The sequence below is a fragment of the Pseudomonas sp. 3MAES_34.3B genome (genome assembly GCF_058145875.1).
Genome location: NZ_CM176960.1, coordinates 336173 through 356762, shown reverse-complemented (window position 1 = coordinate 356762; position 20590 = coordinate 336173). Strand labels below are relative to the sequence as shown.

General features: G+C 62.2%; 19 protein-coding genes. 5 read left to right on the top strand and 14 right to left on the bottom strand.

Translation table 11 applies throughout. The features are described from left to right. Positions 1-12: 12 nt before the first annotated feature. The 3 genes from AC3Z8Y_RS01570 to AC3Z8Y_RS01560 all read right to left on the bottom strand — a co-directional run bounded on the left by AC3Z8Y_RS01570 (position 13) and on the right by AC3Z8Y_RS01560 (position 3103). A complete protein-coding gene (locus AC3Z8Y_RS01570) occupies positions 13-2196 on the bottom strand; it encodes a TonB-dependent siderophore receptor (protein ID WP_490088175.1) in 2184 nt (727 codons plus the stop codon). Positions 2197-2453: 257 nt separating this feature from the next. Then, positions 2454-2864: a putative toxin-antitoxin system toxin component, PIN family gene (locus AC3Z8Y_RS01565; protein ID WP_181119072.1), complete on the bottom strand. Its 411-nt coding sequence runs from the start codon at positions 2862-2864 to the stop codon at positions 2454-2456. Then, positions 2864-3103, bottom strand: coding sequence for a ribbon-helix-helix domain-containing protein (locus AC3Z8Y_RS01560; protein ID WP_181113536.1), 240 nt, complete (start codon positions 3101-3103; stop codon positions 2864-2866). Before AC3Z8Y_RS01560 ends, AC3Z8Y_RS01565 begins: the two co-directional genes overlap by 1 nt. A 142-nt stretch (positions 3104-3245) precedes the next feature. Here AC3Z8Y_RS01560 and AC3Z8Y_RS01555 point away from each other — a divergent pair, with 142 nt between their 5' ends. The 4 genes from AC3Z8Y_RS01555 (at position 3246) to AC3Z8Y_RS01540 (ending at position 6631) form a co-directional block, all read left to right on the top strand. Continuing rightward, on the top strand, positions 3246-3578 hold the full coding sequence (locus AC3Z8Y_RS01555) for a DMT family transporter (protein WP_490088174.1): 333 nt from the start codon (positions 3246-3248) through the stop codon (positions 3576-3578). Between the two features lie 69 nt (positions 3579-3647). Continuing rightward, positions 3648-4820, top strand: coding sequence for an NAD(P)/FAD-dependent oxidoreductase (locus AC3Z8Y_RS01550; RefSeq protein ID WP_490088173.1), 1173 nt, complete (start codon positions 3648-3650; stop codon positions 4818-4820). Next, the gene (locus AC3Z8Y_RS01545; RefSeq protein ID WP_490088172.1) at positions 4817-5629 is read left to right on the top strand and encodes an aldo/keto reductase; all 813 of its coding nucleotides are present in this window, start codon (positions 4817-4819) and stop codon (positions 5627-5629) included. Before AC3Z8Y_RS01550 ends, AC3Z8Y_RS01545 begins: the two co-directional genes overlap by 4 nt. 30 nt (positions 5630-5659) lie before the next feature. Next, a complete protein-coding gene (locus AC3Z8Y_RS01540; protein WP_490088171.1) occupies positions 5660-6631 on the top strand; it encodes a metal ABC transporter ATPase in 972 nt (323 codons plus the stop codon). Positions 6632-6634: 3 nt separating this feature from the next. Here AC3Z8Y_RS01540 and hldE read toward each other — a convergent pair whose 3' ends face one another. The 8 genes from hldE to msbA form a co-directional block, all read right to left on the bottom strand. Beyond that, positions 6635-8056, bottom strand: coding sequence for a bifunctional D-glycero-beta-D-manno-heptose-7-phosphate kinase/D-glycero-beta-D-manno-heptose 1-phosphate adenylyltransferase HldE (gene hldE / locus AC3Z8Y_RS01535; protein WP_490088170.1), 1422 nt, complete (start codon positions 8054-8056; stop codon positions 6635-6637). 79 nt (positions 8057-8135) lie between these two features. Beyond that, a complete protein-coding gene (locus AC3Z8Y_RS01530; RefSeq protein ID WP_490088169.1) occupies positions 8136-8888 on the bottom strand; it encodes a sulfotransferase family 2 domain-containing protein in 753 nt (250 codons plus the stop codon). Positions 8889-8945: 57 nt separating this feature from the next. Then, positions 8946-9749, bottom strand: coding sequence for a hypothetical protein (locus AC3Z8Y_RS01525; protein ID WP_490088168.1), 804 nt, complete (start codon positions 9747-9749; stop codon positions 8946-8948). A 33-nt stretch (positions 9750-9782) separates the two neighbouring features. Next, a complete protein-coding gene (locus tag AC3Z8Y_RS01520; protein ID WP_490088167.1) occupies positions 9783-10505 on the bottom strand; it encodes a hypothetical protein in 723 nt (240 codons plus the stop codon). Then, positions 10495-11484: a glycosyltransferase gene (locus AC3Z8Y_RS01515; protein ID WP_490088166.1), complete on the bottom strand. Its 990-nt coding sequence runs from the start codon at positions 11482-11484 to the stop codon at positions 10495-10497. Before AC3Z8Y_RS01515 ends, AC3Z8Y_RS01520 begins: the two co-directional genes overlap by 11 nt. 75 nt (positions 11485-11559) lie before the next feature. Beyond that, entirely contained in the window at positions 11560-12957 is a 1398-nt protein-coding gene (locus AC3Z8Y_RS01510; protein WP_490088165.1) for a PIG-L deacetylase family protein, read from the bottom strand. A 3-nt stretch (positions 12958-12960) separates the two neighbouring features. Then, positions 12961-13857, bottom strand: a complete 897-nt coding sequence (locus AC3Z8Y_RS01505) for a GNAT family N-acetyltransferase (RefSeq protein WP_490088164.1) — start codon at positions 13855-13857, stop codon at positions 12961-12963. Next, the gene (gene msbA / locus AC3Z8Y_RS01500) at positions 13851-15668 is read right to left on the bottom strand and encodes a lipid A export permease/ATP-binding protein MsbA (protein WP_490088163.1); all 1818 of its coding nucleotides are present in this window, start codon (positions 15666-15668) and stop codon (positions 13851-13853) included. Before msbA ends, AC3Z8Y_RS01505 begins: the two co-directional genes overlap by 7 nt. Positions 15669-15787: 119 nt before the next feature. On the opposite strand from msbA, the gene AC3Z8Y_RS01495 reads away from it, so the two are divergent. Further along, positions 15788-16441, top strand: coding sequence for a BUD32 family EKC/KEOPS complex subunit (locus AC3Z8Y_RS01495; protein ID WP_490088162.1), 654 nt, complete (start codon positions 15788-15790; stop codon positions 16439-16441). Between the two features lie 12 nt (positions 16442-16453). Here AC3Z8Y_RS01495 and AC3Z8Y_RS01490 read toward each other — a convergent pair whose 3' ends face one another. Genes AC3Z8Y_RS01490 through AC3Z8Y_RS01480 form a run of 3 tightly spaced genes read right to left on the bottom strand, consistent with a single transcriptional unit; the run spans position 16454 to position 20577 of the window. Beyond that, a complete protein-coding gene (locus tag AC3Z8Y_RS01490) occupies positions 16454-17929 on the bottom strand; it encodes an ArnT family glycosyltransferase (protein ID WP_490088161.1) in 1476 nt (491 codons plus the stop codon). 6 nt (positions 17930-17935) lie between these two features. Next, the gene (locus AC3Z8Y_RS01485) at positions 17936-18838 is read right to left on the bottom strand and encodes a glycosyltransferase family 2 protein (protein WP_490088160.1); all 903 of its coding nucleotides are present in this window, start codon (positions 18836-18838) and stop codon (positions 17936-17938) included. Then, positions 18835-20577, bottom strand: a complete 1743-nt coding sequence (locus AC3Z8Y_RS01480) for a carbamoyltransferase family protein (RefSeq protein WP_490088159.1) — start codon at positions 20575-20577, stop codon at positions 18835-18837. Before AC3Z8Y_RS01480 ends, AC3Z8Y_RS01485 begins: the two co-directional genes overlap by 4 nt. Positions 20578-20590 lie beyond the last annotated feature (13 nt).

The window sequence follows — 20590 nt, the reverse complement described above, 5'->3', positions numbered from 1 at the left end:
GCCCGGGTGCGATCAGAAGTCGTAGCGGGCGCCTACGGTCATGCTACGAGAAGGCCCGGTGAAGTTGAACGTGGAGACCGACCCCACCCGCGAGTAGTACTCGCGGTCGAACAGGTTGTTCACGTCCAGGGTGGCAGTGAGCTGCTTGGTGACCGGATAGGACAACTTGGCATCCACGGTGGCATAGCCTGGGGCAGAGATCTTGTAGTTGCCGCTGGTCGTGTAGAAGTCGCTCATTCCGGTAACGCCGGCACCCAGGCTCAGGCCATGCAGCAAGCCGCTGTCAAGGGTGTATTTGCTCCACACCGAGGCCTGATGCCGCGGCATCGTCATGAAGGTAGTGTTAGCCGTACCTTCGAGGGTTTCGGTTTTCATGTAGGTATAGCCTGCCAGCACGTCCCAGTTTGGCGTGATGTTGCCGCTCACTTCGAACTCGGCACCGCGGATGCGGGATTTGCCGCCTGCTACGTAGTAGCTGGTGATCGTTGTCCCGCTGGCACTCACGGGGTTGACCGCGCGGTTCTTGTCGTTGAGCTGGAAGGCAGACACACGGGCATTCAAACCGCCATCGAAGTAGCTGCCTTTGATACCCACTTCAAACTGCTCGCCTTCGTGAGGCTTGATGAGTTGCCCATCCTGGCCGACATTGGATTGCGGCTTGAACACCTGCGAGTAGCTGGCATACAAGGAATGGTGCTCGTCCAGGTCGAAGACCATGCCGCCGTATGGGGTCACGTGGCCGTTGACGTCGCGATCGCTGCCGGTTTTGGCGCCGCTGGCCAGGGTAGTGGTATAACCCTCGCCACGGTAGCTGCTCAGGCGCGCGCCGCCGATCAAGGCCAGGCGGGCGATCGGCCGGAAGGTGACCTTCGAATACAGGCCCAACTCCTGCTCGTCGGTATCGACCTGGGTGGTATACACCTTGGCAGGCTCGGCGATATCCGTTGGTTCGTAGGTATTGACGTTGATCGTACCAAGCGTCCTGGTGCCACCGTCCTTGTAGGTAGTGTTGTAGTGCTTGTAGTCGGAACCCACCACGAACTCGCTCACCTGCCCCAGCGCCGCGAACGGCTGGCTGTAGCTGGCGTCCATCGAGAACGCATCCTGCTCGAAGTCACGGTTGGTGGCACGCAGGGTGGTGTTGCCGTTGGCTGCCACCGCGCCGCCGGTAAACGCGTACATGTACTCGGTATCGCGCTGCGACCCGCGTAGGGCGATACGCCCGTAGCCGCCGTTGTCGAAGCGGTGCGTCAGCTCGGCGGTGAGGTCGGTGGTCTTGCCGTCGAAGTAGTTCCAGTCGGCGCCGAAGAACTTCGACTGGCTGAAATCCAGCAGGTTGCCAGTGGCATCCGTCGGGTAGCCGTTGTTGGGGGTGATGTTCTTCACTTCATGCAACAGGCCGAACGAGACCTGGGTGCTGTCGTTCAGGTCGACATCCAGCGCCCCGTAATAGGTGTTACTGGTGTTGGCGTTGTAATCGACTTCGCCATTGGTATCCGAGCGCGAGGCGATAAAGCGCCCACGCACGCGCCCGGCTTCATCCAGCGGGCCGGACACGTCCACCTCTTCGTAATTCTGGTCCCAGGTGCCGTAGCGCGCTTCCACGTGGCCCTGGAACTCGGCAGTGGGGCGTTTGCGAACCATGTTCACCACGCCGCCCAGCTCGCTGGTGCTGTTGAACAGCCCCGACGGGCCGCGCATCACTTCCACCCGGTCGAACGCCACCAGCGACGGCACGGTGCCGAAGATACTGGTCATGGGCGCCGGCAGGCCGTCGATGTTGAACTCATCGTACTCGTAGCCGCGGGCATAGATCGACGAACGCCCGCTGTCGTTGGTGAGCACGCGCAGGCCGGCGGTGTATTTGGCCAGGTCGTCCAGGTGCACGAACTGCCGGTCGCGGATGTATTCGTTGGTATAGCTGGTGGTGGACTGGGGAATGTCACGCAGGGCTGCCGGGGTTTTGGTGCCCACGGTGGCAGATTCGGTGGTATAGCCGCCGGTCTGCTCGGAGGGTGGCATGTCGTACAGGCGGTTGCCCTCTACGGTGAGCGTGTCCAACTCCACGGCAGGCGCTTGCAGGGTAACGGTTTCGGCCAAGGCACTCAGCGGAAACGGTACCAGCAAACTGGCCAGCAGCAGCCGCTGCGGGCGGCTGCCTGTGAATAAGTGCGTGATTCCCCGGTGAACGTTCATCGATTGTCCTTTGTATTCCGAACGGTAAAGCGAGCCGGCGCGCGGGCCTTGCACGGAGCGTTCAGCCCCGGCGGCGCTGCGGGCAGCGTCCAACCCGTCTATGGTCAGGCCGGCCAGCCAAGAGTAGTGGCAGCATGCAATCCCCCTGGCGAGGCAATACGCTGCATCGCCGAGGCGCTCGGATGGTAATCAATCTCAATAACATCCGCAAACCCATAGCATCTTATTTGCGGATTGATACATTTGGAGGGGAGGGGTTACAGCGCTTCTTTGCAGAATGTGAGGGGAGTAACGATGCGGGCCCGGCCTATGTGGCCTCGTTGCAGCAACCCCGCCCGGCGATCACCAGTTACGAGATAATCAGCCATTCCTTCAATTGCCATTGAAAGCAGAAATGCGTCATCCGGATCGGCCGCCTCTGCCTCCGTTGTCAGACGCTCCAGCACCACAGCCCGTTGCAGGTTGTTGATCATGGTGCCCACCTTGGCAGGGTGGAGTATGGCCTGGAGCTTGGGATAGCGACTGGCTCGTCGAATCTCATCGAGCTGGACGCGAGAGGTCACTACTTCAAACCTGGCGTCGCGCCACGCTCGATAAATCGTGTCCGGGGCACCACGAGGCGAGATCAAAGCACTGAACAGAATATTGGTATCCAACACAACCCGCATCAGTGACCACGTGCCCACGTGAGCGCTTCTTCTACTGCTTCGTCGATATCTGCCTCGCTCAAATGGCTATTCGCCGTTTTGGCTTGCTTTGCACTGAGCTCCAGAATATGCGCCTGTACTGCCTCCTCAATGAACTTCGATAAGTCACCCTTGCGCCCGCCGCCTTGGCTAGCGAGAAACATACGTAAGGATTGGTCCGTATCAGCCGAGACCGCCACATTCCAACGCACAGTATTCATGAAATACCTCCAGATAGGTGTTTATGCACTTATACACTCACGGGAGGGCTGTCGGCAATCCAGCCCGCGACGTACAGTGCCAAGCGGCTATCACTGCATCTAGCAGGTCTCTAGAATGCCCCAAAACAAACAAGGACATCCCATGACCGCCTATTACTACCTCGCCATCGCCATCTGCGCCGAAGTGATCGCCACCGTTTCGATGAAGGCCGTGAAGGGCTTGAGCACGCCGCTGCCGTTGGCGTTGGTGATCGTGGGTTATGGCATTGCCTTCTTTATGCTGACCCTGGTGGTGCGCAGCATTCCGGTGGGGATCGCCTATGCGATCTGGGCGGGCCTGGGGATCGTGATGGTGAGCATTGCGGCGTTGTTTATCTATGGGCAGCGGCTGGACGTACCTGCCATGGCCGGCATGGCGCTGATCGTGGCGGGTGTGGTGGTGATCCAGTTGTTCTCGCGCACGGCGGGGCACTGAAGCGCGGCAGCCGCCCCGGGAAAGCCTGTCAGGTATACTGGGCGCCTGTCTGGCGCACCGAGGTACCCAATGCCCACCCCTATTTCCACAGATGTGCTGATCGTTGGCGCTGGCGTCGCGGGCCTATGGCTGAATGCGCGCCTGCGCCGGGCTGGCTGGTCCACCGTATTGGTGGAGCAAGGCAGCCTGGGCGGCGGCCAAACCTTGAAGTCCCAGGGCATCATCCACGGCGGCGCCAAATACGCCTTGCACGGTGCGCTCACTGGCGCCTCCGAAGCTATCGCCGACATGCCACGCCGCTGGCGCGAAGCGCTGGCCGGCACCGGCGAGCTGGACCTGCGCGGCGTGCGCCTGCTCTCCGAAGCCCATTACCTGTGGTCGCCCGGCACACTGGCCGGCAACCTCACCAGCTTTTTCGCCAGCAAGGCCGTACGTGGCCGCGTGGATGCCGTAAAGGGTGATCAGCTACCGCCCGCTCTGCAGAATCCAGCGTTCAAAGGCAAGGTATACCGCCTCGCCGAGCTGGTAGTGGATGTGCCCAGCCTAGTACAGCGCCTGGGCGAACTCGCCGATGGCAGCCTGCTGGCCGCCGAGCATATCGAACCACTGACCGAAAATGGCCGCCCTGTGGGGCTGTTGGTGGATGGCCGGGAAATACGTGCGCAGCGCATCGTGCTCAGCGCGGGCGCGGGCAACGAGGCCTTGCTCAGCGCACTGGGGATAAAACAGCCTGCCATGCAACGCCGCCCGCTCCACATGGTGATGGCCAAGGGCGCCGCGCTCAAACCGCTGTACGCCCACTGCCTGGGCGGCGGGCCCAAGCCACGTATGACCGTGACTACGCACCCGGCGCCGGACGGGCAATGGGTTTGGTACCTCGGTGGCGACCTGGCCGAAGCCGAAGGCGTGGCCCGGGACGAGGCGCAGCAGATCGCCGCGGCGCGTCACGAAGTGAGCCAGTTGCTGCCGTGGGTAGACCTCACCGAGGTGCATTGGGCCACCTTGCGTGTGGATCGCGCCGAGCCGGCGCAGTCCGGGCTTGTGCGCCCCGACAATGCCTTCCTCGCGGCAGAAGGCCCGCTGCTGGTGGGTTGGCCCACCAAGCTGGCGTTGGCCCCGGACTTCGCCGACCGGGTGGTCGCCGCCCTCGCCCATGACGGCCTGCAGCCTATCCCTACTTCAAGCTTGCCTGAGCTGCCACAGCCCCCGCTGGGCGTGCCAGCCTGGGCGGTGCTGCCATGAGCCTGCCTACCTTGCACGGTTTGCACCGGCCGCTGGGCTCCACTGGCCTGATGGTTTCGCCGCTGGGCCTGGGCACGGTGAAGTTCGGCCGCGATCAGGGCGTAAAGTATCCCAATGGCTTCACCATCCCGGATGACCAGCAAGCCGCTGCCCTGCTCCGCCAGGCCCAAGGGCTGGGGATCAACCTGCTGGACACGGCGCCGGCCTATGGCCACAGCGAAACCCGCCTGGGCCCGTTGCTACGCGGCCAGCGGGACCAATGGGTGATCGTAAGCAAGGTGGGGGAAGAGTTCGAGAACAACCAGTCGCGCTTCGACTTCAGCGCCGCGCACACGCGGTTTTCGGTAGAGCGCAGCCTGCAGCGGCTGGAAACAGACTGCATCGACCTGGTGATGGTGCACTCGGACGGCAATGACCTTCACATTCTCGAGCACACCGATGTCTATGAAACCCTTGCCAGGCTGAAGCAGGAGGGGAAGATCCGAGCCTATGGCTTTTCCGGCAAGACCGTTGCCGGCGGCCTGAAGGCCTTGGAAAGCGGCGATTGCGCCATGGTCACCTACAATCTGAACGAACAGACGGAGCGGCCGGTCATTGAATACGCGGCGTCACATGGCAAGGGCATTCTGATCAAGAAAGCCTTGGCCAGCGGCCATGCGTGTCAGCAACCCGGCATCGACCCGATAAGGGCCAGCTTCGAGGCCTTGTTCATGCAGCCCGGCGTTACCGCTGCGATAGTCGGCACCATCAATCCTGTGCACCTGGCCCATAACGTGGCCACCGCCGCCAAGGTCCTGAGCAAGCGCTGAGGAGGGGCGGCACGTCGATAAGGAATTTTCATGCCGCGCACCCTTCGCCGTAGCAACCCAGGCAACTTCAAGACCCTGCCCCTGATGGTCGAAGCCGGGCCTGATGGCCTGGCCTACCAAGGCACCGGCATGCCGATCAACTTCAGCCAGACCCTCGAAAAGCGCAAGCCCGTGACGATCGAGGACCCACTGCAGTTTCGGCTGGAGCTGGCCAACCTTGGCATCTCCGTGCGCCTTACCCTTGCCTGGGAAGGTCGGGAGTACTGGGTACTGGTGCGCCAGCAGCGGATCGACCGGGGCGATGTAGTGCTCAAGCTGATATCCGGGTATGTGCCGGCGCACGAGCTCAATATCCCGCTACACACCGCCGTCCAGGAAATAGCCGAAGAATGCCTGCTCGAAACGCCCGAGGGCTGGCTGAACGGGCGGTTCAAGGATACCTGGCTACCGGCCCCCTACAGCCCCGCCCTGCGCTATCGGGAAACCGCGCCCTTCAGCCTGCGCCCCTGCAATGGCGATGCCCTGCCTGTACGCAGCGGCAGCCTGACCTTGATCGAGCGCCCGCGCGCCTATGTTCATCAGCCCACTGCGTCGTTGCAGCTGGTGTATGACATGCGCCTGGAGATACCCAAGGAGGTTCGCGGGCTGAGCCTGTACCACGTCGACGAGCGGCTGGAGAAAGGCGAACTGGTAACCCGGCTCAATCGCAGCCGGCCCGACCTGTACCTCATCCCGCTGAAAAACGGCGCGCCGCTGGCCGAGCTCTATACCCTGCGCAAGGGCAAACTGGTGCCCGCGCCCACCCGCGGCCTGTACCTGGCCGAAAGTTTCGGCCGCCAGGAAGGTTGGGTCGTGCGGGAGGAGCGCGTGCGCTGGCGGGAATGGCTGGCACGCCAAGGGGTGAATGCGCCAGCCAGGCCGAAAACCCGGTTGCGGCGCATTACCACCCGGGCCAAGGCGCTTATACGGCTGGCACGCTTCGGCCGGGGTGATAAAGGCTGAAGGTCAGCGGTTGCGGATCTTCTCGACGATGGCGGTGGTGGAGCTGTTTGCCACCAACCCCAGCACCCGCACGGTCCCGCCATACCCTTTGACGATGTCCGCGCCCACTACCTGGTCTACAGAATAGTCACCGCCCTTCACCAACACGTCCGGCTTTACCTGGCGCAGCAGGTTCTCAGGCGTGTCTTCAGGGAAACTCACTACCCAATCCACCGCGCCAAGGCCGGCAAGCACGGCCATACGCCGATCCACGCTGTTGATCGGGCGCCCCGGCCCCTTCAGGCAGGCAACCGAAGCGTCATCGTTGATGGCAACCACCAGCCGGTCGCCCTGGGCCCTGGCTTGTTCGAGGTAGGTCACGTGGCCGGCATGCAGAATGTCGAAGCAGCCATTGGTGAACACGATTTTTTCGTTATGGGCACGGGCGTCATCAATGGCCAGCAGCAACTGATCCAGCGTGAGCACGCCGCGTTCCGAACCCTGCTCGCGGGAGATAGCCCGGCGCAGCTCCGGTGCGCTGATGGCGGCGGTACCCAGCTTGCCGACCACGATGCCAGCAGCGAGGTTGGCCAGTGCCACAGCATGGGGCAGCTCTTCTCCAGCGGCGATGGCGGCCGCCAGCGTGGAGATCACCGTATCACCGGCGCCGGTCACATCGAATACTTCGCGGGCACGGGCAGGCAGGTGAAGCGCCGGGTGGCCGGGGCGCAGCAAGGTCATGCCATGCTCGCCGCGGGTGACCAGCAAGGCGCCCAGTTCCAGGTCGGCCATCAGCGTGGCGCCCTTCGCTACCAGTTCGGCTTCGTCGGCGCAGCGGCCCACGATCGCTTCGAATTCGCTCAGGTTGGGGGTGATCAAGGTCGCACCCCGGTACCGGGTGAAGTCCTTGCCCTTGGGATCGGCCAATACCGGGATGCCACGCTTGCGGGCGGCTTCGATGAGTACCTGATGGTTTTGCAGCGCGCCCTTGCCGTAATCGGACAGCACCAGCACCTTCACGCCCGCCAGCAATGCTTCTACGTCGTTGCTCAGTTGCACCGGGTCAGTGGCGAAGGGTTCTTCGAAGTCGATGCGCAGCAGCTGCTGATGACGGCTCATTACCCGCAGCTTGACGATGGTGGGCTGGTGGCCAATACGCTGGAAACTGGCCTTTACGCCAGCAGCACGCAGGCTCGCGGCCAGGCTTTCGGCGGCTTCGTCCTCGCCGGTAACACCGACCAACGAGGCGGGCGCGCCAAGGGCGGCGATGTTCAGGGCAACGTTGGCGGCGCCGCCGGGGCGGTCCTCGATCTGCTCTACCCGCACTACCGGCACGGGCGCCTCGGGGGAGATGCGTGAAGTGCCGCCGTGCCAATAGCGGTCGAGCATCACATCACCGACCACCAGGACAGGTGCTTGATCGAAACGCGGCATCGACAACTTCATGGCCCAACCCATCTACAGTTAACAGGCCGGCGATAGTATCACAGGGCCGAGCGTGGCCCGAGCCCCGGTGCCCGGCGGCTCAGTCGTAGCCCAGCAGCTCGTAGTCCCGCGCGTACAGCTGACGCAGACGCTTTCGCGCCGCGGGGCCGACCGCATAGCGCACCCGCTGTGGGGTGCGTTCGTAAGCGGGGGCGGACCAAGGCAGTACGGCGGGAATGCAGAGAAAATCCCGCAACGAGCCAAAATCGCGCATCAGGGTTTCGTAGTAGCCGATGAAGTCGAGCCGAAGCACGCCCTGGGCATCGATCAGGAAGTCGGTCTGCGGGGCAAATTCGGGGTAGGTACGCAGCACCTCCGGCGTCAGGGTGTGCGCCACGAACCCGTCGAAGCCCTCATCCGCATCCATGTCTTCACAGGCCTCGGCCGCCTGAAACAAACGGGCCTCCATCAGCCGTGCCCAGGCGACGTATGCCCGCTCTACCGGGTCGCGCACAAAGGCGAATTTGAAAGCACCGGCGTAGTGCTCTGGAAACCTGTGCTCGTACCAGCGCAGCGGTACGTGGCCGGGATTGGTGTGGCCGAACAAGGCGGCGTGGACAGCGTCACCCTCGCAGCCGAACACATTGATGAACAAGCAGCGGTTGGCGCGAAATGGCTCGGGAAGCCGCGCCGGCCCCCGCATGAAAGCGGGGTTGACGGGCTCGTTGCGGGCCAGGCGGCCGGGGGTGCTTGCAGGTAGAAATCGCTTCACGATAAACAGGAAAAATATCCCCTCCCAGCCTCCGCCGTCTCGGCCATAGCCGACACTAGCAAACTGCCATCGAAGATACATCACCGCTTCGTCCGTTAGCGTAACAAGGGCATTACGCGCCTGCCCGCACGCTTCCTATTACCTCAAATGCTCGTCCAGAAACGTTCGCAACCGGGCAGCCGGGTGGAAGAACCGGTTCTCCCGCTTGCCCATGCCGCGCCGCGGGGAGAACGACTCTTCAGCCAATGCCCCCGTGATGCGAACCCGCGAAGCCCGAGCCTGCAAGGTACACACCTTCGCCCCGGCCGATTGCAGCACATACTTGAGCAGGCGTTCGGAATGCAGTTTGCGGCCCGTGGCCTCGCAAAAGTCGAAGATGCGTTCGATGCGCTTGCCGTAAGCGGTGTAAACCTGCTTGCCACAGATGGCGAAGCGATCATTCAAACCGCCCCACCACTGCCAGTCGGGAATGTAGACATTGCGCTGCCGCGCTTGCGCGTTATTAAACACATAGGCCGGTAGCGGGTCGTGGTAGAGCAGATCCGGGCGCGCAAAAATCACGAAGTCCGGATCGTACGCTTCAAGCAAGCCAGTCACCATTCGCAGCGAGTTCAGTTGATAAACGAGGTTGCGCAGCGAAGCATGCTGATCCGCCCAAGTGTCACCCAAAGCCTTGATACGCTCGAAGTCCCAGCGTTCCAGCACGCCGTCGGTGCTTTCAAGCCTGCCCACCATGGGTTCGAAGACACTATAGTTATCGTCGCCCAATTGCCCCTGTTCACCGGAGCGTTCGTTATGGACGGTGTCTACCTTGTACAAGTGATAGAAACACCGAACTTCACAACCCTCAGGCAGCTGCCCGAGAATATTTGCCTGAATCGACGGGAAACAGGTTGCGGAATTTCTGGGGATTCCAAAGAACGCTACCGCGACTTTCAACACTTCTGACCTCGATACCTGACGTATAGACCGCTATCAGCGGCGGCCCAAAAGCTTTGCCCACCAGCCAGCAAGGCCGCGAGCAGAGGCAGGGGGGGATTTCAGCGGCACAGGCTGCACCGTTGAGCTGGCCAGCCATTCACGCTCATAGCCCCACGCGTGGCCACCCCACAATTTGCCGCCCCCGGTGGAAAAACCCAGGGCCAGCAGCTGGTAGCGGTAACCGAGCCGAGCGCGCAATGCGTCGAACACGACCATTGCATTGAAACCGGTGGACGGGCCTACGTAGCGTTTGCCCCCTGGCCGGTCTACCGGGTAGTTCCACAGCGCTGGCAATGGAATACGTTCTTCGAGCAGCATCACCCCAGGGACGGGCGACATGGGCGCAGCGCAACCTACCAGCACGGTAAAACAGCGTGCCTGAGGCTGGCCGAACAGCCGTTGCAACTCGGGCCGGTAGGGCAAGCCGAAGAAATAGCGGTCCGGGGCATTGAACCCGTGCACGAACACATTCACGCTTTCGGCTGTGAGCAGGTCGTGCTTGCTGCAGGTATTGAAGGACACGACCACGTCGTTCGCTTCAATGCGCAACGCATCGAAATCGGCCTGGCTGATAGCGGGGTTATTGGCCACGAGAATAACCCGAGGTGCCGCTGCCAGGCCTTCCGCCAAGGCTTTCGGTAACGCGGCAACGATATCCTGATGGCCGCCCGGGTGTGCGCTCAGGTCCATGGCGGTGTCGATCGGGCTAGCGTTCATGATTTACCTGAGGCACCGTCATGCCATATCGCAACTTGACCCAGGCCCGGCTCAACGCAGAGGGTGGTGCCCACGGGCGCATTTCCCGCTCCACTTCCCGGGCGAGGTCCCGCCCTACCCGGTCGAAGGCGTAGTGCTGCTCTGCGAACAGCTGCCCGTTACGTGCAATCTGTTCGGCCAGCGAGGGGTCGTTGCGAAGCAGCTCGAGCTTGGCTACCGCATCTTCCGCCGAGCTATAGAACACCACGTTATGCATGTCTTCGAACCCCAGCAGGCGGTCTTCCTCACCCTGGCTCCAGGCGAGCAACACACAGCCACAGGCCATGGCTTCGAAGTTTTTGATCATGAACTCGCCCATCCCGATGTCGGCGCTTACGAACACCTGGATACGGTTGAGCATCTGCAGGTATTCCTCACCGGAAGCGGTGCGGGTTACCAACATGCCGGTGCGCTCGGCAAGCGTTTCGAGCAATGCCTTGCGCTGGGAGTATTCGCTGCTTTTCAGGCTGCCGAGAAACCCGGCCGGGATGTCTCGAGGCTGGCCGAGGTTTTTCAACAAGGCTTCATCGTAGCCCTTGGAAACGAATACGGCGTCGATGCTCTCCTCGCGCATCTTGCGGGCTACCACCGCGCCCGACACCAGCGCCCGGCACCAGGGCAATCGACGATACAGGCGTGAGTAAGCACCTTTGTACTTACTACCGTGCATGTAGTTCTGGTAGGCATCGTGCTCCAGGAACACCAGCCCCGGGATGCATTTGAGCACGCTCAACTGCGGGGCCAGCCGTTTGACCCTGGAGAAAATGACCACCCGATCAAACGTATGATAGTTGACCGAAGCCAGGAAGGGCCCGAGGTTCATCTGCTGCTTTTTGGTGAGGCGAAAGACGGTGCAGGCCTGGCAATGACGCTGAAAGATGTCGTATAGCCGATCCAGGATGACGCGCTGCTCGTCCATTACCAAAAGCATGACCTTCATTGTCGACTCATCACTGGCGAATATGACGGCGGATTCTAACACAAGGGCCGTACCGCTCCGGGGGCGGCAAAGGGCCTAAAGGCGATGCACCCAGAACAGCTCGTGGCGCCTTACGGCCTTGCGGAAGAATTCGTCCTGGCCAGTGCGGGGCCAGCGGCGACCGGCAAGCACACGCTGCAACCAGCGCCTGACCTGGCGCTTGATGGGCAGCGGCCCTTGCAGGTCATGCTGCAAGCGCAGCGCCATGGCCTTGTCGAGCTGGGTGCCGGCTGCAAGGCTGGGGCTCCATAGCGCGTAAGGCGACAGCGGCTCGATCGCAGGCGGCAACGCCACGCCCATGCTTGCGGGCCCCATTGGCCAGCGGTCGTTGTCATGCAGATGGTTGGCATAGTACAGCGCGAAGGTGGGCTTCCACTGGCTGGCCTGGATCGCCTCGAAGATTGCCCGGGTGGCCGCCACGTGGTCGGCATGGGGGTCGAGTTCCGGGTGCGGCGTGATGATGACCTCAGGGCGTTCCTGCTCCAGCAGGGCTACCAGGTCTGCCACCAGGTTGTTCCAGGTGGGCGCGCCGTCGCTGTCGCCGGGCAGCGCCCGGGCGTTGTGTTTACGCACGGGCCGGATATCGGCCTCACCCGACTCCTTCGAGCCGAAGGGCGTGTCCGGCGCCGCTGCCATCGCGGCCAACCGCAGGCAGAAGTAGCCCAGCTGCGTGCAACGGGCTTGCGGCACATTGCCCCACAGCGGCGCGGCAAGGCTGTCCCAGCTTCTCAGCCGGCCCTTGAGGCGCGCCGCGTCCGCCAACGAAAGCCCCAGCGCCTGGTAATCCTCGGCTTCGATCTCCCCTTGGGTCAGGGTAACGATGCTCACGGCCGCGCACCGCTGGTACAGCCCGAACGCAGCGAGCTCGGCATCATCGGCGTGTGGGGCGATGATCATGCACCGCTGCTCGGCGAAGTCCGGGTTGGCCATGACGAAAAGCCGGCCGGTAGCCCCCAGCTGGCACCTTTGCCCCGTCAGCGACAACGTGCCGTCACTCAGCCGCTCGCGCTGCCCGGACAGGTTGAGGTAGCGAACCCCACGCACGCCGCGCTCGAAATCCTGCCTGTCGTCACCAAGCCTTACGAACGGATCAAGAAAGCGCCCCAGGAAAGTGCTTTCCACGTGAACTTCGAGAACCAGGGTTTCCCCGGGGGGCAGCGCTTGCGCAAGGGACAACGGCCGCCCTGGCGCCAAGGTGACGCTGATGCCCTCAACGGCCGGCGGGAAAACGTGACAGTAGTCGTCGCTGGGCCGGTAGAACAGGTGATCAGCGAACCAGGCTTCGTGAGCCACCCAAGCGAGAACGAGCACCGTAAGCGCAGCCCATGGGCTGAGCAGCACACCGAGCAGCACCGCGGCGGCCGCAAGGATTGCTACTACCACACGCTTGCGTCGGCGATGCGCCTTGAGCAGTACCTGCTTACGTTCGATCATGGTTCACACCTCGAACACGGGTACCTGATGGCACCAGCGGTCCTTGTATTCACGGTCGCCACGGCCGAAGGAATAGCGCAGTGCCTTGCCCAACTCGCGGGCGCGATCCCATTCGTGCTGCGTATTCAGGAAGCTGAGCACGCTGCCCGGGCTGAACGCGCGGCTTTGCGGATCGACGCCGCCGTTCACATACTCAACCGAAACCCAGGCCGGACTGTCCACGCGATACAGCACCTGAATAGCCACTGGCGCGGACTCAAGGAAAATGACCGAGCCGGTCATGAAGTCTCGCAACAGCTCGAACACTTCCGTCAGCCGTTCACCCCCTGGGGCAGGTGCGCCCCAACGCCGCTGGAACAGGTCGGCGTACATGGCCGCCAGCTCCGCAGAACCGAAGTTGGCAACCGGGCACACTTGCCCGCCGGCCTCTTCTAGCAGGCGTAGTTCGCGCCGCTGGTTGTAGCGAAATTTCTTTGAATAATCTTCGGGCGCCCGCGCCATGGCCAGCGACTCAGCCTGGGGGCGCAGCGTGGACACGGTGGTTTCATTGAGCGCGGACACATAGCGTGCTCGCTGGCGAAGGGGCACGCTGGCCCCAGGCGCCACCGGAAGGATGACCTCGGCATTGCCTAGGTCGAACAGCCCACGCTTGCCCTTGCGCTTGAGCACGTCCCGGCTCAGGGCCAGGTGGCGGCCCCAGCAGGGTACGCCGGCTACCAGCTGGCCTTCGTAGTGGTAACCCAGATAACGCACCGGAAGCTCGGCCAGGGCGCAGAGGCGCTCCACCACAACAGGGTGGGTCGCGACGCTGCCGCCGAACGTTTCCCAGAGCCTTGCGTATTCCTGTGCATCGATCTGCGACCATCCACGTTCACGCCACCAGCGCAACGCCGTCAGCATGGATCGCTCACCGGTTGCGTTTCGCCGGCCCCGCCTTCCTCGAATTGCCGCGCATGCAGCCGGGAATAGTAGCCATTCATGGCAAGCAGCTGCGCATGAGTGCCCCGCTCCACGATCTTGCCCTGATCCATGACCAGGATCAGGTCGGCCTTCTCGATAGTGGTAAGGCGGTGGGCGATGACCAGCGTGGTCCGGTTTTTCATCACCTCGTCCAGCGCACCCTGGATATGCCGTTCCGATTCCGTATCCAGCGCAGAGGTGGCTTCGTCGAGAATCAGCAACGGCGCGTTTTTCAGTAGCGCTCGCGCAATCGCGATCCGCTGGCGCTGCCCACCGGACAACAACACGCCGTTCTCACCCACCAGCGTTTGATAGCCCTCTGGCATGCGGTCGATGAACTCGTCGGCATACGCTGCCTGAGCCGCTCGCTTGATGTCTTCGATGGGTGCGCCATACAGGTCGCCGTAGGCGATGTTGTTGGCAACCGTATCGTTGAACAGCGTTACCGCTTGGGTGACCAGCGCGGTGTGGCGCCGCAGGTTGTGCAGACGATAATCCTGAATTTCTACACCATCGAGCAGGATCTGCCCTTCAGTGTGCTGGTAAAACCGGGGTACAAGGCTGGCCAGGGTGGACTTGCCGCTACCGGACCGGCCCACCAGCGCAACCATCTGGCCCGCCTCGGCAACGAAGCTGATGCCGTCCAACACGCGCTTGTCGGTACCTGGGTAAGTGAAACCGAGGTCCCGCACTTCAAGGCGGCCGGTTACGCGTTCCACCTCAAGGGTGCCGTGGTCCACTTCGGGCGCTTCGTCGAGTTGTTCGAAAATGCTTTCAGCGCCCGCCACGCCTTTCTGAATGGTGGAACTCACTTCCGACAATTGCCGAATCGGCTTGGGCAGCAGGCCGGCCATGGTGATGTACGCCACCAGGTCGCCCGCCGACGAATCACCGCGCAGGTACAGCACGAGGAACATCACGATGGCCATACCGCTGTAGGTCACCAATTGCAGCATGGGCGTGTACACCGCGCCGGTCTTGGTCATCTTCAGTTGTTTGTCGGTATTGCTCTGGCTGGCCTTGGCAAAACGCGAGCGCTCGTACTCTTCGCCGCCGAAGCTGCGCACCACCCGGTAACCCTGGATGGTTTCGGACGCCACATGGGTCACGTCCCCCATGGCCACCTGGACCTTCTTGCTCTGCTTGCGAAACTTGCGGCTGGTACTGTTCACCATCACGGCAATCAGCGGCAGGATCGCCAGCATCACCAGCGTGAGCTTCCAGTTCATCCACAACAAGGATACGAACAGGAACACCACCGTCATGCCTTCGCGGATCACCACCTTGATGGCATCGGTCGCGGCGCCGGTCACCATGGTGACGTTGAAGGTAATGCGCGAGATGAGGTGCCCGGAGTTGTGATTGTCGAAATAACGATTCGGCAATTCCAGCAACTTGTTGAATAAAACGATGCGAAGATCCTGCACCAGCCCGAGGGAAACCCGCGCCAGGAAGAAGTTGCCGATATAGGAGCCAACGCCCTGCCACACGGCAATCAGCACAATCATCAACGGCACCGCCTGCAGCAGCTGCAGATCGCCCAGCCAACGGTTGCCGGGGAACAGCGAGGCTTCGGGATTCGACAGGCCGTCCACGAAATACTTCAGGATGTAGGCCAGCATCGGCTGGGTCGATGCAAAGATAAGGAACCCGACAATGCTCAGGATGAACAAGCCAGCGTAGGGCCGTACGTAAGTCAGCAGCCGGAAGTAGATCTTCAGGGTCGACTGGGGCTGAGGGGAATTACTCATGGTGTCCCGTACAGAAAAAAGAGGCACTCTAGCACAACGTCGGCACCCCATGGATGAACCCGGCGGGCCACAAAGCCGCAACTCGGGTAAGATGTGCGGCCACTTTTCGAGGAGCATCGATGCAAGCGCTCAATCATTCAGCCTATCTGGCGCTGCGCGAAGGTGCCCGGGTTATCGAGGCCGATGGCTCTGGCGACAAAGTGCTGGTGCTGGCCGACGGGACCATGCTGAAGTTCTTCCGGCGCAAGCGTCTGGTGAGTTCCGCGTTGCTGTTCCCCTACGCCCGGCGCTTCGCGACCAATACCCAGGCGCTCCGGCGGCGTGGCGTGCCCTGCCCAGGCGTACTGAATGTATACCGCATCCCCAGCATCGAACGTGACGCGGTGCATTACCAGCCGCTGCCGGGAGAAACCGTGCGCCACCTGTACCTCGCCGGGGCGCCTGCCGACCTGCGCGTGCGGCTTGGCCGGTTCGTGGCCGAGCTGCACGGTAAGGGCGTGTACTTCCGCTCGCTGCACCTGGGCAACATCGTAGTGGGGGTGGATCAGCACCTTGGCCTGATCGACGTGGCAGACATGACCTGCCAACGGCGCGCGCTTTCGGCGGCCAAGCGGCTGCGCAACTTCCAGCACATGGCCCGCTATCGCAAGGATATGGAGTGGTTGATCGGTGCGGATGGCGCCCGGCCCTTTCTGCAGGGCTATGAGCAGGGGCTGGGCGACTGCTCGGTAAGCACGCGGCTGATGCCTCGCCTGGGCGCGCTGTTCGGCTAGCCTGGGCCGGGGTTACCGGCCCAGCACAAGCACCGTGTCCTTCCTTCTGTTTTCGAACCGCGCCAGCACTTTGTACGGATGCGCAGCCAGCCATGTGTCAAGCCAGGGGTCGTGCTTGCCCGTTTCCACCACCAGATACGTGTAACGCTCCGCGACGCCATCTGCCATGGCCTGCTCACGGGTCAGGCCTGATTGCACGTAGCCGCGCCCGGCGTAGTAGGCGATACGGCCGTCTTCGTAGAACACACTGGCGTGCGGGTCCGTATTGGCTGCAACCCATTTTGCCGCTTCCAGGTAATGGGTTTTTGGCGCCCCAAGGCTGATCACGTTGCCCAGCATCACCAGCAGCGCCAGCACGGCTACCGCTTTGCCCAGGCGGGCATGGCGCATGGAGAATCGCCAGCATGCCAGGGCCAGGAGCGGTACCAGTACCAGATCCAGGAAACTCAGGTAGCGCCCGTTCATGAACTGTGCGCGGATGTAAAAGATCATCAACACGCTGAGGTAGCAGACTGCGACCCAGGCAGCCGGGGTGAACCGCCGACTGTAGTCCTTCCAGGCCGACCAACTGGCCGGGCTTAGCCATACCAGCGCGACAGGCCCCATCAGGTGAACCAGCTTGATCAGCAACGATGCGGTAAAGCCGAAAAAGATGATGCGGCCCGCTTCATCGGCGGAATAGGGATTGACCAGGGAAGTGGAGAACTGGCTGGCAAGCTGGTTGAACGACCCGAACACCATCCGAGGGTCGATCAACTTCATGAAGTAGCTCACCCGGTGGGAATTCACAGCGTCCTTGGCCAGGATGATGCTGAGCGCAATCAAGGCGACCGTGAGCACCAGCGCGACGGCCAGGGCCAACCCTGGCCGCCAGCGGGCACGGAGCAGTTCAGGCAGGGTGCACAATAGCAACGCGGGTAGAACGACCACAGCCTCCAGGCGGAACATGGCCGCCAGTACAACGGCAACGCACGCGCCCAGCATCCTGCTCCAGCGGGCATCTTCGCGGCAGCGCAGCGCCAGCCACAAGGCCAGGCTACAGAAGAACCAGAACCCGAACTCGCGGATGATGTCACTGCGGAACTGGTTTATCGCCGGCATCGACAGCACGACCAGGCAAGCCCACCAATCCGCACCGGGGGCCAGGCGCCTTACACTATCGACCACCAGCGCGCAGGTACCGGCGATGAACACCGTATTCCACAGGTAAGCCGCCGCCTCGTACGAGAGGCCGGTCACCCCATGGGTGCCCGCCAGCAGCAGCGGGTACCAGGGCCAGTCGAACCCCTTCCAGGCTTCGACCATTCCTGCCTGGCCGATCCGCTGGGCGATGTCCAGGTACAAGGCGCCGTCCTTGCCAACGGTGACTACCCCAAGTACCGCTATCAGCGATAGAACCAGGCTGCCCAGCAACGCCAGCCGCACCGACGTAACGTGCTTGCCGTAACCATGGAATGCAGCGGCCACGCCGCTAAAAGCGAATTGCATCCGGGATCAGCTCCTGAAAATCAAACGGGATATCTTTTTCACGTAGGTCCAACGCAGCGCCTGGCCGGGGCTGAACCTCACCGCGCGCCAATAGAACCGCCATGCCGCCCGCCAATCCTGCGCCTGCAGGGAATTGCGAAACAAAGACAGGTAACGTTGCGCGGTGTAGCGCCCACGCAATGGCTGACACGACGGAGGCAGCGTGGCGAACACTTCCTCGACGATGGTCATGGCAACGGGCTCTTCGTCACGCCTGTTGCGAAGGCTGTCCGAATGCTTGTGAATGCGAGCGATGGGCTGCTCGGTCGTGGCTATCGTGCCGTTAACCAGCAAATAGGCGAAGACCGGGATGTCTTCTCCTGCCTTTACACTTTCGAGGTACGGCCGAGCGAGCAGCAGTTGCCGGTTGAACAACGTGCAGCTGTGGGAAATGCCGATGCGTTTTTCGAGAAGGTACTGTTGGGCCCGGCGCAGCTCCGAGCGCTCGCTCACGGGTGTTGCCATGCGCAACTTGGCCCTTCCGCTACCGTCAACGGACAGGTACGCGCCCAGCACGATATCCACTGCCGGATCGGCTGCTATCAACCGCTTCAGCGTCTCGAGCGCGGCAGGCACCAGTTCATCGTCGGCATCCAGGGGCAGGATGTACCTGCCCCTGGCAGCACGTATACCGGCATTGCGCGCTGCCCCGGCGCCGGCATTGGCCTGCCGGAGCACCCTTAGCGAGGGCCGCTCGCTGGCATATCTGTTCAGCAACTCAGCCGTGCCATCGGTTGAGCCATCATCCACTACCACGATTTCCGTATCATCCTGCAACTGCGGCACCACTGAATCCAGCGCGCGTGGCAGGTAATGAGCGTAGTTGTAAGCCGGTACCACTACGCTTATCAGGATGTCCTTTTCGCTCATTCAGGCTCCGGCGTCTTTACCACCAGGATGTCTTCCATGATCAGGTATTGCAGGTCCGAGCCGTAGAACATGTTCAAGGCGTCAGTCGGCGAGCAGATCATCGGTTCACCCCGGCGGTTGAGCGACGTGTTGAGCGACACGCCATTGCCGGTAAGTTCTTCGAGCGCTTTCATCATGTCGTAGTAGCGTGGGTTGTATTCACGCTTGAGCACCTGGGCGCGCGAGGTGCCATCCTCGTGCACCACTTCCGGTACGCGGGTTTTCCACTCTTGCGCCACTTCGAAAGTGAAGGTCATGAAGGGTGCAGGGTGGTCCACCTTGATCATCTGCGGCGCCACGGTGTCGAGCATCGACGGGCAGAATGGGCGCCAGCGTTCGCGGAACTTGATCTGGTGGTTGATGCGGTCGGCTACGCCGGGAACGCTTGGGCAACCGATGATCGAACGCCCGCCCAATGCACGCGGGCCAAACTCCATGCGCCCCTGGAACCAGGCAACGGGATTGCCCTCGACCATGATCTGGGCGATTTCCTTGGGCATGTTCTCCAGCTTGCGGCCCTTGGGCTTGTTCGGATGGCGCGCGCAGGCTGCGATCACATCCTCGTTGGAGTACGACGGGCCCAGGTAAACATGCTCCATCTTCTCCACCGGCACGCCACGCGCATGGGAAACATACGCCGCCGCGCCAACTGCGGTGCCGGCATCCCCGGACGCCGGCTGCACGAACAGTTCTTTCACGTCCGGGCGCGCGATGATTTTCTGGTTCAGCTTCACGTTAAGCGCACAGCCACCGGCGAAGGCCAGCTTGCCGGTTTCCTTGAGCACATCGCCCAGGTAGTGGTCGATCATCTGCAGCGCGAGCTTTTCAAACAGGGCCTGCATGCTCGCGGCGTAGTGGATGTAAGGCTCGTCGGCGATATCGCCTTCACGCTTGGGCCCCAGCCACTCGATCAGCTTGGGCGAGAAATAGAAGCCCTTGCCGTTTTCCTTGTAGCGACGCAGGCCGATCACGTTCGCGTACTCGGTATTGATCACCAGTTCGCCATTTTCGAAGCTGGCCAGGCGGGAGAAATCATACTTGCTGGCATCGCCGTACGGCGCCATGCCCATGACCTTGAACTCGCCGTCCAGCATCTCGAAACCGAGGAATTCGGTGATCGCGCCGTAAAGCCCACCCAAGGAATCCGGATCGAAGAATTCCTTGATCTTGTGGATCTTGCCGTTCTCGCCGTAGCCGAAGAACGTGGTGGCGTATTCGCCCTTCCCGTCGATGCCGAGGATGGCGGTTTTCTCGGTAAACCCCGAGCAGTGGTAGGCACTGGAGGCGTGGGCCAGGTGATGTTCCACCGGCTCGATCTTGATCTTTTTCGGATCGAAGCCCAGCTGCTCCAGGCACCATACGATCTTCTTGCGGTAACGCTTGTAGCGCCGGTTGCCCATCAGCAATGCGTCAAGGGCGCGGTCGGGGGCGTACCAGTAACGTTTGGCATAGTGCCAGCGGGCCTTGCCGAACAGGCTGATAGGCGCGAACGGGATGGCTACCACGTCCACATCGGCGGGTTTGATGCCGGCGTGTTCCAGGCAGAACTTCGCCGACTCGTACGGCATGCGGTTCTTGGCATGCTTGTCCCGCACGAAGCGTTCTTCTTCGGCGGCCGCGACCAGCTTGCCGTCGATGTACAACGCAGCGGAAGGGTCGTGGCTGAGGGCGCCGGACAGCCCGAGAATCGTCAGTGCCAAGGGTCAGTGCCTC

Coding starts and splice junctions, on each gene's coding strand:
- AC3Z8Y_RS01570 (WP_490088175.1), bottom strand. CDS start 2,196: ATGAACGTTCACCGGGGAATCACGCACTTATTCACAGGCAGCCGCCCG.
- AC3Z8Y_RS01565 (WP_181119072.1), bottom strand. CDS start 2,864: ATGCGGGTTGTGTTGGATACCAATATTCTGTTCAGTGCTTTGATCTCG.
- AC3Z8Y_RS01560 (WP_181113536.1), bottom strand. CDS start 3,103: ATGAATACTGTGCGTTGGAATGTGGCGGTCTCGGCTGATACGGACCAA.
- AC3Z8Y_RS01555 (WP_490088174.1), top strand. CDS start 3,246: ATGACCGCCTATTACTACCTCGCCATCGCCATCTGCGCCGAAGTGATC.
- AC3Z8Y_RS01550 (WP_490088173.1), top strand. CDS start 3,648: ATGCCCACCCCTATTTCCACAGATGTGCTGATCGTTGGCGCTGGCGTC.
- AC3Z8Y_RS01545 (WP_490088172.1), top strand. CDS start 4,817: ATGAGCCTGCCTACCTTGCACGGTTTGCACCGGCCGCTGGGCTCCACT.
- AC3Z8Y_RS01540 (WP_490088171.1), top strand. CDS start 5,660: ATGCCGCGCACCCTTCGCCGTAGCAACCCAGGCAACTTCAAGACCCTG.
- hldE (WP_490088170.1), bottom strand. CDS start 8,056: ATGAAGTTGTCGATGCCGCGTTTCGATCAAGCACCTGTCCTGGTGGTC.
- AC3Z8Y_RS01530 (WP_490088169.1), bottom strand. CDS start 8,888: ATGTATCTTCGATGGCAGTTTGCTAGTGTCGGCTATGGCCGAGACGGC.
- AC3Z8Y_RS01520 (WP_490088167.1), bottom strand. CDS start 10,505: ATGAACGCTAGCCCGATCGACACCGCCATGGACCTGAGCGCACACCCG.
- AC3Z8Y_RS01515 (WP_490088166.1), bottom strand. CDS start 11,484: ATGAAGGTCATGCTTTTGGTAATGGACGAGCAGCGCGTCATCCTGGAT.
- AC3Z8Y_RS01510 (WP_490088165.1), bottom strand. CDS start 12,957: ATGATCGAACGTAAGCAGGTACTGCTCAAGGCGCATCGCCGACGCAAG.
- AC3Z8Y_RS01505 (WP_490088164.1), bottom strand. CDS start 13,857: ATGCTGACGGCGTTGCGCTGGTGGCGTGAACGTGGATGGTCGCAGATC.
- msbA (WP_490088163.1), bottom strand. CDS start 15,668: ATGAGTAATTCCCCTCAGCCCCAGTCGACCCTGAAGATCTACTTCCGG.
- AC3Z8Y_RS01495 (WP_490088162.1), top strand. CDS start 15,788: ATGCAAGCGCTCAATCATTCAGCCTATCTGGCGCTGCGCGAAGGTGCC.
- AC3Z8Y_RS01490 (WP_490088161.1), bottom strand. CDS start 17,929: ATGCAATTCGCTTTTAGCGGCGTGGCCGCTGCATTCCATGGTTACGGC.
- AC3Z8Y_RS01485 (WP_490088160.1), bottom strand. CDS start 18,838: ATGAGCGAAAAGGACATCCTGATAAGCGTAGTGGTACCGGCTTACAAC.